The organism is Ignavibacteria bacterium, assembly GCA_016873775.1.
Lineage (GTDB): Bacteria > Bacteroidota > Ignavibacteria > UBA10030 > F1-140-MAGs086 > JAGXRH01.
The window spans coordinates 1-13,490 of the sequence record VGWC01000063.1 but is presented as its reverse complement, the minus strand read 5'-3'; the positions used below and the strand labels follow the sequence as shown (position 1 = coordinate 13,490).

Here is a 13,490-nt window from a genome sequence, read left to right as displayed (position 1 = left end):
ACCGAAACCGCTGTGAGGAACGCTTCCATAACGGCGCAAATCCAAATACCAATCGAATGCTTCCTGCGGCAAATTGTGTTCTTTTATACGCGCGAGCAATACATCGTAATCATCTTCGCGCTGACTACCGCCGACAATTTCTCCGTAACCTTCCGGCGCGAGAATATCCATTGCCAGCGCTTTTGTCATATCGTTCGGGTCGCGCTTCATATAAAATGCTTTCACCGCCGATGGATAACGATGAACAATCACTGGTCTATCATAATCTTCGGAGATTGCAGTTTCATCCGGCGCGCCAAAATCATTTCCATATTCAAACGGAATATTTTTTCGCTTCAAAATTTCACATGCTTCATCATACGAAACACGCGGAAATGGTTTTCTGATATTTTCCAGTTTAGAAATATTGCGTTCTATCGTTTTCAAATCTTCCATATTCTTTTTCAAAACAGACTGCACAATGAACTCCAAAAAATCTTCCGCTAAATCCATATTGTCATTCAAATCATTGAACGCAACTTCCGGTTCGACCATCCAAAATTCCGTTAAATGTCTGCGCGTTTTTGATTTCTCCGCACGAAACGTTGGACCGAACACGTACACTTTTCCAAATGCAAGCGCGCCTGCTTCTCCGTAGAGTTGTCCCGATTGCGTGAGATATGCTTTTCCCAAATCAAAATATTCCGTTTCAAAAAGTGTTGACGTTCCTTCACAAGCGGCGGGAGTGAAAATCGGCGCGTCGAATAAAATAAATCCGTGCGAATCAAAGTATTCTCTTATTGAGTGAATAATAGTGTGGCGAATGCGAAGTATTGCGTGTTGTCTGCTTGAACGAACCCATAAATGTCTTCTGTCTGCGAGAAATTCAACTCCGTGTTCTTTCGGAGTAATCGGATATTCCTGAGCAACGGAAATTATTTTACAATCAGAAAGTTCAAGTTCAAATCCTCCGGGTGCTTTGTCACTTTGTTTCACAACACCTTTTACTTTGAACGACGATTCCTGTGTCAACGTATCAAACGTATTGAATACTTCTTCGCTCAAATTGTTTTTTACCAGTACGCATTGGCAAATTCCCGTTCCATCGCGCAAAATGAGAAAGCGAATTTTTCCACTCGAACGTTTATTATACAGCCATCCTTGCAATTCAACTTCTTTGCCGACAAGGTTAGATAAATCAGAGATATAAGTTTTGGTCATAGAGTAGTAAGTAATTAGAATTCAGTAGTCAGAATTCTGAAAATAGTTAAAAAATCGGTGGAAAATATAGGAAAAAGTATGAAGGAAAGTCAACAACGAACCTCGAACATCCCCCCTCGTTTTTTAAACGCAAAAGAGTGATGCGTTCACATCACTCTTCTCTGTGGACAGGGGCAGAATTGAACTGCCGACACACGGCTTTTCAGGCCGTTGCTCTACCGACTGAGCTACCTGTCCTTCATATTCAGTTGAATTGCAACAAAAATATACTAATCTTCTTCCTATCAGAAAAAATTTTTTCCACATAAGATATTTTCTTTTCAATTGTTTTTCAATATTCACAGCGGATTTTGAACATTCCACAACGGAAGGAAAAACCCATGAGGCTGTTTTGCAGAAAAAAAACAACCCCTTCGCTTCGGGATTGAACCCAAAGAATCATTAATGATTCTTTTTTCGCCAGCAAGACCGTTTACGGTCGTGAGGACTTCCAAAACCTTTTAAGGACATTCTTAAGACAAGCAAGGACATCCTTGAACACGTTGAGGACATCCTATATTGCTAAAATTACTCAAAAACAAGAAGTGTATGTTTTCTTTATTGAATTTGGATGGCAATAAAGAAAAATATCGTATCCATCCAAAAATATACAAAAAGAAAGGCCCTATTATGACTCGGAATTATATTCCAGGAGGAGATACACAGTTTCAAGCGTTGTATGAAGATTTCTCAATAAAACTTACAATGTCTGTCGCAACATTCGGATTAACGGGAGAAGAAGTTGCAGAAATTCAGGCTTCGTTTGAAGAAGTGTGAAGAAAGTTATCTGAACATATAAGTATTAAAACCGCATTACAATCTTTGACACAGGTAAAAATGGCAACAGACCTCGACGCGCGGAAAGTTGCGAATGTTTGGAGTTTCCTTCGAACACTTTTGGGGAGCGTTTTTTCTATTTTATATTTTATATTTTGCATTTCACATTGTAAAATATAAAATATAAAAATCGTTTTGAAAAGCTATCTATCGATTATTCGGGATTATGTATTTCTAATGTATTCAGAAGAAGTGTACTAACGGCGGGTAAATTTTTATCTGTCATTCTCGCCCGTTCGTATTTTTGAAAGAAGTCTTGCACACCGAAGGCAACGGTTTTTTGCAGCGCATCTCTTCCGAGAATGTTGTCAATAGCGCGCGCCATCACCATTCCGGAGATAGAACCATAGTTATTCCAAAACCCGCTGGTGTTGGCTTTTCTGATGATGTCATACGCGCGCGAAGGATTGATGGTTTTGGAAAGGAGTTCATCGGCGGCGGCATTCAAATCATCGAACGCTTTTCGTGTGCGTTCATTCCAATCGCGGGGAAGTTCACCGCGCGCGCGTTGTTCAAGAGAAAAATAGTATGCGATGCCTTCGTTCTGCACGAGTTCGAGCAGTTCAAACACTGGCGATGAATGTGTTTCTCGAAAACGTTTCCATCGTTTGGAATGGTCTTGATAAGAACCGAATGCTACGTGGAAGACTTCGTGCGCAACGGTGGAAAGAAGCCCGAGAAATCGCGCATGGAGATTTTCTTCGAGAGAAACTGCGCCTGCGAGATTGACGACGATGGTTAATTCACCTTCGGTATTGCCAACGAATCGCGGCGTATCGTTGTCCCAAATTATTCTTCGAACAAATGCATCAACTTTTTCCGTTCCGAATGCAACAATGTACATTGGAATACGAATATCTATCTTGGCGTCCGACGGAAAAAACTGTTCGACCGTAGCAGAAACCTTTTGGTTGAAGTTTCGTAGTCGTAATTCAGAGAGAAGTTCTTTCAATTCATCTTTGTGCGACATACCGTACTGCAGTTGATACGTATCATCATCAAATATAATGCCGCTTTGTACTGAGGCGATATGTTCGCGGAAGCGGCGTATTCCCGATGCCCAACTGTTTTCAATCATTACGGAAGTAGCGATGGCAATTTTATTTCCGCGCAGCGATTCGAGTGTTTCGGTGTTTACAATGCGGCGTTCAAAGAGTTCGAGCATTTGTTCCGCAGACGTGAAATTCATATCGAGTGTGATGTTGAAATGCGGATTGGTTTGGGCGAACGTGGTATGGGCAAGAACAAGAGATATGCTTATCAACAACGCATATACCATTCGTTGTGTACTGGAGAAATTGGTCATTGCGTTTTGTTCCATTTGCGTAATGAGCGCACGTTGTTCAATAATATATCATCGTTCGGAGCATTGGAGAGCAATCGTTCGTAGCAATGCAGAGCAAGGGAGAAATCGCCAATGTGTTCGGAAAGTTTTGCTAACGATTGTAATGTTGGAATGTCGGAGGAAAATGCTTCATACAGTTGTTTTCTGGGAACAGTGAACAGTATCGAAGAAATAGGAAGTTCGGTTAAACGGGAAATGGCGGCTGCAAGATTTTCGACGCTTCCGTTCGAGATTGCTCGTTGCGTAAGTTGGAGCAATGTTTGCGCTTCGTTGAGCGAATCGTGTTGTTCCCGAAACATTTGTGCAAGGAGAAATATGGTTTGCGGATGTGAACGCAATGCGATTTCGGTTTGTAGTTCTTGAATCCCTTCGTTTGTACGATGCAAATTGTATAGCGCAATTCCCTGAATCAAGTGGGCTTTGGGATAGAACGGATATCGTTGAAGAAGTTGTTGCACTATCACATAGGCAGTGTCGTAGTATTGCATTTGCGCCGCTACTCCTGCAGTATTGAACAATAATAAGGAATGTGAAGGGAATTCTTTTTGTCCTGCGGAATAATCGTGATAGGCAGAAGGAACGTTGTTCGCAATGTCGTGTTTGAATCCTTTTACTAAGAATTGTTCCGCGCGAAAGCGATGCAGTTCTTGCGGCAGAAAATAATACAGAGCAATTCCATAGAGAACAATTGGAACGAAAGCAACATATTGAAAAAATTGCGGGAGTTCCCATTGCACAATGGTTTCCGTGATGTGTTTTCGTTTGTTATTGAATTGAAAGGAACAGAGCAATGCAAGAATAATCCAGAAGACGAGTGCAACGGGAAAAACGCGGAGACTCATATTTCCAAGATTATCAACAAGCGAAGCAACGATGCCGGTGAGTAATCCAGCAAAGGATGAGCGCTCGGAAGTATTCAGCAACGGTAACGTTGTTTTACTGAAACGAATAATGGTAACAATGATAAAGCAGAAAGCGGCAAACCCCAAGAGACCGGATTCGGAAAGTATTTCGAGGAACTCGTTGTGTGTATGGGCAACGACGTCCTCGCTCTTCGAAACCCAATACTCGCTCGAACGAAACTTGGGAAAATATACTTCGAACGCACCGAAACCATTTCCAATGAACGGCGAAGCCAGAAAAGATTTCCATGCGCCTTCGTAAAATACCAATCTTCGCATAAACGAAGATGTTGGTGAAAACATTGCTGTAACTCTTCCTGCAATCGTATCAAAGAAGAGAGCGGCGATAATTCCTGCAAGAAGAACGCCGCTCAGCAGTACTTTCCACTTTCGTTTTTTTTCCGATTGCGAAAGAAAAGAAAACATCACAATGCTGAATCCTACTGCAATCATTGCGCTTAACGTTTTCGTGAAGATGAGAAGGACAAAGAGTGAAAGAAATAGCAGAATGAGAGAAAATTTTTTCTTCGAAAAGGAATGCTCTGCAAAAATTTGTCCCAAGACAAACGGAATGATAAGAACCAAGAATCCTGCGAAATAGGCGCTGTTGCCAAAGGTAGCAATGAGTTGACGTGAATAATCGGCGATAATCGTAATCGCTTTTCCCGAAAACCATTCGACAAGGACTGCTGCAACAATACTGGATACGGCGAGAAGAAGGAGAACGTTGAAAGCGCGCTGTTGTTGTGCTTTGTTCGTTACGAGTTGCGATACGAGAAATGCCGTAAAGAGAATGAAGAACAGGTTGAGGAGTGAAACAAAACTCAATTCAACATAATGAGCGCGAAGAAGTGAAATCAGCGATGCGAGAAAGAAAAGGACTACGGGAAGATGGAATGGAAGAATGCGAATACGAAGAGTGCGCAGATAACAAATGCGCGATACCCAAAGCGAAAGTAACCATCCACCGAAGACTACGAGAGCAGTAGATTTGAGAATCGTATTGTCATACACATCAACGGAAATAACAAAACATACAGCGACGAGAAGCGCGAAAATACCCCATTCGAACAACGAGAGAACGTGCTCATTCGCAGAGTGTTCGCGCGTATTCATTGGTTGTTATGCGCGTAAGAAGACGAGTTGAATTTCTTCGGGCATAATATCGGACGTAATGCGAATCACATCTCCGCTTAATGCTTTATCAACAAGTTTTTTTCGAGATGCGCCAAGATACACAATATCGCACCCTAAGGTTGCGGCTTGTTCGATGATGGTTCCTCCCACTTCGTTGCTTGCAATAATGAGTATCTTGCAAGGAACATTATATTCGTCACAAATGTGTTCTGCCCACGAAAAATCTTGCAGATGTTCCATTGTTTGACTTGCCGGCATATTGAAAACAGCAACGCGTTTCACGTTGAGAACAAACAAGAATGCTTTTCTCAATTTCGCTTCTTGACATACAAAACGCAGGAGGAGTTCATTTTTTCCATCTAATGCAACCATCAGTCGCGATTCGACATTGAGTTCGCTTTTGGGCATTATTTGTGAGCCAAATTCCTGCACCGCTTGAATTACTTGCTCGCGGGCTTCTTTTTTTGTGAGTTTTCTTGCAATCATTCCGATACCAAGAATGACAATTGCAAATGCGAGTGCTTTCGGTTTTTGGTATGCGATAGTGAGTTCGACGAAAAGGAGTAGAACAGCAGAAACCAACATATACACGCGGGTGAATTTTTTCACATCGAGCGATTTATCCGTTCCTGTTGAAGCGACATTGATGAAGATAGCGCCAACAACTCCAATGGCGTATAATGAAGCAAGTGTTAATATATCGTTGATGAATATAAGCAACACAATCGGAATACCGGTAGAAATCAATAACGGAAGAACGGGAACGCCATATTTATTGAGACGTTTTAAGGGTTTCGGTAATTCAAAATCCGTTGCCATCATATATTGCAACGATGTGAGGGCGTTGATGGCGGTGTTGCCAGCGGAAAATAGCAATAATGCAAGTGCAATTCCGATAATATAACCGAACCAATTTCCAACGTAATATTCACCAAGAAAGCGAATCATATCTTCCGTATGCGCCGTGCGTTCGATATTCGGAATTGCAAGCATCGCTAACGCAAGCAGAATAGTAGCAAACGTAATCTTGGAAAGGACGGTAAGTATAGCGTATTTTGAATCTTTTGCAGGATTTTTCATTACTCCTGTCATATTCGAAATTGCTTCAATACCGGAAATTGAGAGAATAATTCCAACGAAAATAGTCCAGCTGTGCAATGGACTTTCGTGGAGTGGTTCGAAATTTGCTTGCGAGAATCCGGTAGTAGCAGAAAATCCTACGAGGATAAAAATTGCTGTAAACGTAATAATAGAAATCGTAATGGCAAATGAACCTGCGTGTCGGGGACCTCGCCAATTCAATAATCCAAGTCCGAGAATAATCACGATGGCAAAAATTTCCGGTTGCGGCAATCCCAAATAATGACACGCATCCAATACAGAAAGAGAAGCAGTAACCGTATAATCTGCGGCAAGAAGAAACGCACCAACTGCCGCAAATGTTTTCGAACGATGAGCAACTGAACTATAGACGCCGCCGCCATTTGGATACAATCGGCAAATAGTAATATAATTGACAGCAATGAGAGCAGTAAATCCCATCATCATCATCAAGTACCATCCGCTTTGGTATCCGGATAGATAAAATGCTATTCCGAGAACGTATGCAATGCTTGTTCCCCAATCGCCATCGAGAATAGCAGCACTCCGAATCCATCCAAGAACACGAGGTCTGCTGGTTAATATTTGCACTAAAGAATCTTTCGATTATGTAACATATAAAAAAGCGGGGACTAAAATAGAAAGAAATGTACTGCTAACAAAGAATTTCTTTCTTCGTTAACTGCGAGATGAAAAAAAATGCACTATTTTTTCGACTCCAGCGAAAAATGTTTCACGTTCTGTAAGAAGACTGAGGACAAAATACCCTTCTTTTTCAAAATCGAAAAAATGTCCGGGATGAACAAACACATTTTCATTTTCTAAAATTTCTATCACACATTGCTCGTCTGTTTTTGTTGCGGGAATCTGAAGAATAACGCTCCAGCCGCCTTCAATGTTTAGTGATGTGAGATATGAGATATGAGTTGCGCGTTTGAGAAATTCGTAATTATCTTTGATTCGACTAATAATTTCGTTTTGAATGGTAGTTCGTAGTGAAAATAATTTCGGTAACGCATTTTGAATCGGCGTATTGACCGAAAGAAACGTGTCAGCAAGAATTTCTAAACGAGCAAGTGCTTCTTGTTTTTGCTCTTCGTTTCCTTCTGCAACAATCCAACCGAGTTTCATTTGCGGAAGTGCAAGCATTTTAGAAATTCCATTCAATCTAAAATGCAGATTTGAGATGTGAGATGTGAGATTTGCTTTCTTCAATCTAAAATCAGAAAATACTTCATCTTCGATTATTGCGACATTCTTTTCCTTAGCAATCCGAAATAATTTTTCTTGCTCTTCTTGTTCAGCAAAATTTCCGGTTGGGTTATTGGGATTGACAAGAATAATTGCCTTCGTTTTTTCGGTAAGATTTTTCTCTATGCTTTGGAAATCAATATTCCAACTTCCATCATATTCCAAACGATAATGTTTTATGCGAACATCATTGATTTCCGCAAGATACTCGAACAACGGATAACTTGGTTTTGGTACAAGTATTTCATCATCAACATTGCACAACAAACGAAACAATAGAGAATATGCTTCGCTCGAACTCGATGTAAGAATTATTTGCTCGGGAGAAAAAAAAATATTTCGTTCGGAATAATATTGGCAAATTGTTTCTCGCGCCTGCAAACTTCCTTTTGGATTTGGCGTGTAAAAAATATTTTCATAATTGTTGAACGAAGAAACAATTTCATCAAAAGGAAAATGGAAATTGCATTTGGTGGGATTGGTTTCCGTTAAATCGAGAATACGGATTCCTTCGCGTATTTTTTTTTCTCGAAGTAACGTTAAATCATTGGAATGAAAATTCCAGTTGGTACGGAAGGAAAACATTTTTCGCTTGGAATTGTAATTAATTTTTTATAAAAGGTAGTTAGATTGTTATTGCGAGGAGCGAAGCGCGAAAAATCTTCTAACATCTGCAAAATTTCAGAATAGATTCCTCACGGAGTTTACAGTGAGTGAAGCGAATCTTCCCTGAATAACAATTTTCTTTTGGTCTTGCAAAGCCTTCTACAAATTTCAATAATTCCAAGTTACTTCCCATGACAATTCTTATACTTCTTTCCGCTTCCGCAATAACACGGGTCGTTGCGTCCAAGTTTCTCTCCAACATGAATCGGCATTTGTTTACCAGTTCGTTGTAAATGTTGCTTCTCACTTGTTTGAACTGCTTGCTTATCGCCTTGAAATCCCATCCCCGTGGATTCTTCGTGCGATGTTCTCATTTCTTCTTTTCGAACAGAACGCAACGGACGACGCACGGGAAATTCTTGTTGCTGTGTAGGAAATACTTTAAACACAAGCGTAACCGTATCGTTCACAATCATCTCACTTAATTGTTGAAACATTCCAAACGCTTCGCCTTTATATTCCAACAACGGATCTTTTTGACCATATCCGCGCAAATGAATTCCTTCTTTTAAGTCATCCATTTCGCGCAGATGTTCTTTCCATTTTTCGTCAATCACTTGCAGCGCAACAAACTTTTCGAGCAATTGCATTTGTTCCTTCCCTATTTTTTCTTCTTTTCGGCGATAAAATTCTTTTGCCGCATTCACTACTTTTTCCGCAACACCGTCAGCGCCTAATTTTTGAAATTCATCCGCAGTGAATGGAACATCAACAAGTAAAGAACTACGGAATGCGTTTTGTAATCCCGTAATGTCGCCATCACCGTAATATTTGTCCGTCGTTTTCTCAACAAACTCAATCAACATCTCGTAAATATCATCGCGTAACCCTTCTCCCACCAATGCATGTTTTCTTCGTTTGTAAATAATTTCGCGTTGCTGATTCATAACATTGTCGTATTCGAGCAATCTCTTACGAATACCGAAATTATTTTCTTCCACTCGTTTTTGAGCACGGCTTACCGAACGCGTTATCATCGGGTGCTGAATTTGTTCTCCTTCTTGCAACCCCAAACGTTCCATAATGTTAGCAATTCGTTCGCTGCCGAAAAGCCGCATCAAATCGTCTTCGAGCGAGAGATAGAAACGCGATGAACCCGGGTCTCCTTGTCTTCCTGCGCGACCGCGTAACTGTCTATCTATGCGACGCGATTCGTGTCGTTCCGTTCCGAGAATGTGCAAACCTCCTGCTTCTCGAACACCGGGACCAAGTTTAATATCCGTTCCGCGTCCCGCCATATTCGTTGCAATCGTTATAACTCCGGGATTTCCTGCGCTCGCAACAATTTCCGCTTCTCTCTGATGTTGTTTTGCATTGAGAACATTATGCGGAATCGCGCTTCGTTTTAACATTCTGCTCAATGTTTCCGAAACTTCTACGCTGGTAGTTCCGACAAGTACCGGACGATTGACTTTTCGCATTGCTTCTATTTCCTGAATAACAGCATTGTATTTTTCCCGTTTTGTTTTGTAAATAATATCGTCATCATCGTTGCGAATACAATTTTTATTTGTTGGAATAACAACAACGTCAAGTTTGTAAATGTCAAAAAATTCCGGCGCTTCTGTTTCTGCTGTTCCCGTCATTCCTGCAAGTTTTTTGTACAAACGAAAATAATTCTGAAGCGTAATGGTAGCAAGTGTTTGCGTATCGCGCTCGACTGCAACATTTTCTTTCGCTTCTATCGCTTGATGCAAACCATCGGAATATCTTCGTCCAGAAAGTAAACGTCCAGTAAATTCATCTACTATCATTACTTTTCCATCATCACTGACGACATATTCTACATCTTTTTCGTAAAGTGAATATGCTTTCAATAATTGCGTAACGGTATGAATTCTATCGCTTCTGTCGGCATAAATTTGATTGAGTTCATCTCTCTTTTTTGATTTATCTTCGGAAGATAGCGCTTCATCACTTTCTATTTCACTGATTTCTGCGCCGACATCAGGAAGCAAGAACAAATCTTTGTTGGAGTTTCCTGCAAGAAACTCTCTCCCCTTTTCCGTCAAATTGATTTGATGATTTTTTTCATCAACGGCATAATATAATTCTTCTATTATTTCAGGCATTCGTTTTGCTTGGTCTCGCAAAAATTCTACTTCTGTTTTTTGTAAAAGAATTTTATTCGATGGCTCTTGCAGCAATTTTTGTAGACGCTTATGCTTTGGTAACCCTTTTTGAGAACGCAACAAAAATATTCCCGCTTGTTCAACTTTTTTCTCTTCAAGTTTTTTATCCTCGCTTCCGTTCTCTCCAAGGTTTTTTTCGGCTTCAACAACAATGGAAGTTACAAGTTTCATTTGTGCGTTCACCAATCGTTCCACCTGCGGTTGCATTTCCGAAAATTTGTGGTCATCAACTTGCACGGGACCACTGATTATCAACGGCGTTCTTGCTTCGTCAATCAAAACGGAATCCACTTCATCCACGATTGCATAATAATGAGGACGTTGCACCAAATCTTCAGAACTTACGACCATATTGTCCCGCAAATAATCGAACCCGAATTCGTTGTTCGTTCCGTATGTGATGTCACAATTGTATGCAACTCTTCTCTGTGAAGGATTCATTTCCGTTTGGATTATTCCAACAGTTAATCCAAGAAATTCAAAAATTTTTCCCATCCATTCAGCATCGCGGCGTGCAAGATAATCATTCACTGTTACCAGATGACATCCGCGACCTGGAAGTGCGTTCAAATACATCGGCATAGTTGCTACAAGTGTTTTCCCTTCACCAGTTGACATCTCCGAAATTTTTCCCCGATGTAATACTATTCCTCCCATCAATTGAACATCGAACGGAATCATATCCCACTGAATTGTATGCTCGGTTACTTTCCATTGTTGTCCAACTAAACGACGGCACGTTTCTTTCACTACCGCAAACGCTTCGGGAAGAAGTTCATCAAGAACGTCATTCGTGGTTTCATTCAATTCTTTTTCTTTTTCTTCAAGTTGAAGAGTAAGTTCTTCGTGAGTATTTTGATAAGCATCATCTGAAAATTGCAATTTCAATTCGGCTATTTCCTTTTCTATTTCTTGCAATTCTTCTCTAATGCGAGCGCGAAATTCGTCAGTTTTTGCTTTCAATTGTTCATCCGAAAGTGTGCGATATTCGTCATACCATTTGTTTATTTCTTCGACCGCTCCTTGAAGCGATTGAATATCTTTTTCGTGTTTACTTGGAAATATTTTTCTGAGGAGTTTAAGCATTGATATAATACATTGATGAAATTACACGACAAATATAGTTAGATTCTGACTGAGTGGAAAAATTGCTCTTTCAGAGATTTATTGGTAACTTTCCAAAAACAATTATCAAACACCATTTTAAAAAACAAATTTCATTATTGTCTAAGCAACTTTTACACATTAAAAAACCTGATACTGAACGAGGCATTGTCGTCACTGTTATTTCATCAAATTTAGAACGCAAATCAGCGGAAGATTCTCTTGCCGAACTTCTCTTCCTCGCAAAAACAGCGCGCGTAGAAATCCTCAAAACATTTCTTCAAATTCTTCCAAGTAAACACCCCGCAACATACATTGGCAAAGGGAAAATTGAAGAAATAAAATTATTCTGCGATGAAAATGAAATCACTTCCATTCTTTTTGATGACGACCTTTCTCCCGCGCAAATTCGCAATTTAGAAAAGGAACTCGAACGAAAAATTATTGACAGAAGCGGACTTATTCTCGACATTTTTGCTTCGCGCGCTAAATCGAAGGAAGCAATGACACAAGTTAAACTCGCTCAACTCCAATATATGCTTCCTCGTTTAACACGAATGTGGACACACTTATCAAAACAATATGGCGGTGTACTTGCTCGAGGTCCCGGCGAAACACAAATTGAAACCGATAGACGATTGATTAAAACGCGAATTTCATTACTTAAAGATGAACTGAAACTCATCGAAACAGAACGATTCGAACAGCGAAAAAAAAGAAAAAAATTGTTTCGTGTTTCACTTGTCGGTTATACAAATGCAGGAAAATCAACGTTGATGAACACACTCACAAACGCGGAAGTGTTTGTAGAAAATTTATTGTTTGCAACACTCGATACAACCGTTCGTCAAATTGAACTCACTCCTACTTTAAAAATTTTACTTTCCGACACAGTTGGATTTATTCGCAAACTTCCGCCGAATTTGATTGCGAGTTTCAAGAGTACGCTTGCCGAAGTTCTCGAAGCGGATTTATTATTGCACGTTGTTGATGTGAGTTATCCGAATTTTACAAATCATATCGAAGTTGTAAATTCAACATTAGCAGAATTGAACCCGCCACAACGGGCAAGTGCATTAGAAATTCCAACGCTTCTCGTATTCAATAAGATTGATAAAATACAAGAGCGAGAACAAATCCACGATCTAAAAAACACATACAGCAATGCAATTTTTATTTCTGCTCAACGAGGAATAAACATTGAAACACTGAAAGAAACGATTGCAGAAAAATTACAAACGAATTGGATTGAAGAAACGCTGACAATTCCACAATCGAACAATCGCTTACTCGCTCAACTTCACGAAGTCGCTGAAATTGTTTCTAAAAATTATGTTGATAACGACGTTATCGTGAAAGTTCGTATTCAGAAAAAAGTTGCGGAACAAGTGGAGAAATTGCTGAAAAGAAAAGTAGCGCAAGTGTATTAGCCGCGAATTACACAAAAAGCGATTCCATTTCTAAAATCGCTTTTGAATAATGTACGAATTCTATAATGCTACAATGCACGCTGAGTTTCATCTACAAATTCTGCAAACTCTTTGTACGAATCAAATTGATGCCGCAATTTATCCCAACCATCTCTATAATTTTTCTCTCGAAGCGTTCGTATTAATTCTTCCTCAAAAATTTTCCAAAATTCATTTTGGATAAACTTTTTGTTCACAAACAACAACTGATTTCTTGTTGCTTGTGTTTCCCACAAATGAGATTTCGGCTTAGTTGGCTTTGTTTCTTTCTCAACTTTGTTACATCCAAAACGATGTAGTTTATAAA

7 protein-coding genes and 1 tRNA gene are annotated in these 13,490 nt (G+C 39.9%); 1 reads left to right on the top strand and 7 read right to left on the bottom strand.

Annotated elements, in window-relative coordinates:
- The 7 genes from asnS to secA all read right to left on the bottom strand — a co-directional run.
- The coding region (gene asnS / locus FJ218_08695; protein MBM4166975.1) for an asparagine--tRNA ligase at window positions 1-1,200 on the bottom strand (1,200 nt) is incomplete at its 3' end.
- Window positions 1,201-1,364: 164 nt separating this feature from the next.
- Window positions 1,365-1,437: transfer RNA gene (locus FJ218_08690), tRNA-Phe, on the bottom strand.
- Window positions 1,438-2,230: 793 nt separating this feature from the next.
- Window positions 2,231-3,382 carry a hypothetical protein gene (locus tag FJ218_08685; protein MBM4166974.1) on the bottom strand — a complete coding sequence of 384 codons (1,152 nt, stop codon included), beginning with the start codon at window positions 3,380-3,382 and terminating at the stop codon, window positions 2,231-2,233.
- The gene (locus FJ218_08680) at window positions 3,379-5,439 is read right to left on the bottom strand and encodes a hypothetical protein (GenBank protein ID MBM4166973.1); all 2,061 of its coding nucleotides are present in this window, start codon (window positions 5,437-5,439) and stop codon (window positions 3,379-3,381) included. Before FJ218_08680 ends, FJ218_08685 begins: the two co-directional genes overlap by 4 nt.
- A 6-nt stretch (window positions 5,440-5,445) precedes the next feature.
- Window positions 5,446-7,152 carry an amino acid permease gene (locus tag FJ218_08675; GenBank protein ID MBM4166972.1) on the bottom strand — a complete coding sequence of 569 codons (1,707 nt, stop codon included), beginning with the start codon at window positions 7,150-7,152 and terminating at the stop codon, window positions 5,446-5,448.
- 87 nt (window positions 7,153-7,239) lie between these two features.
- Complete coding sequence (locus FJ218_08670; protein ID MBM4166971.1) at window positions 7,240-8,397, bottom strand: pyridoxal phosphate-dependent aminotransferase; 1,158 nt, start codon at window positions 8,395-8,397, stop codon at window positions 7,240-7,242.
- 203 nt (window positions 8,398-8,600) lie between these two features.
- Entirely contained in the window at window positions 8,601-11,696 is a 3,096-nt protein-coding gene (gene secA / locus FJ218_08665) for a preprotein translocase subunit SecA (GenBank protein MBM4166970.1), read from the bottom strand.
- A gap of 53 nt (window positions 11,697-11,749) precedes the next feature.
- Here secA and hflX point away from each other — a divergent pair, with 53 nt between their 5' ends.
- Window positions 11,750-13,144: a GTPase HflX gene (hflX, locus tag FJ218_08660; protein MBM4166969.1), complete on the top strand. Its 1,395-nt coding sequence runs from the start codon at window positions 11,750-11,752 to the stop codon at window positions 13,142-13,144.
- The last annotated feature ends 346 nt before the right edge of the window (window positions 13,145-13,490 follow it).

Excerpts from the sequence above, each read along its gene's own strand:
- FJ218_08685 (MBM4166974.1), bottom strand. The coding sequence starts at position 3,382 with ATGACCAATTTCTCCAGTACACAACGAATGGTATATGCGTTGTTGATA.
- FJ218_08670 (MBM4166971.1), bottom strand. The coding sequence starts at position 8,397 with ATGTTTTCCTTCCGTACCAACTGGAATTTTCATTCCAATGATTTAACG.
- secA (MBM4166970.1), bottom strand. The coding sequence starts at position 11,696 with ATGCTTAAACTCCTCAGAAAAATATTTCCAAGTAAACACGAAAAAGAT.
- FJ218_08680 (MBM4166973.1), bottom strand. The coding sequence starts at position 5,439 with ATGAATACGCGCGAACACTCTGCGAATGAGCACGTTCTCTCGTTGTTC.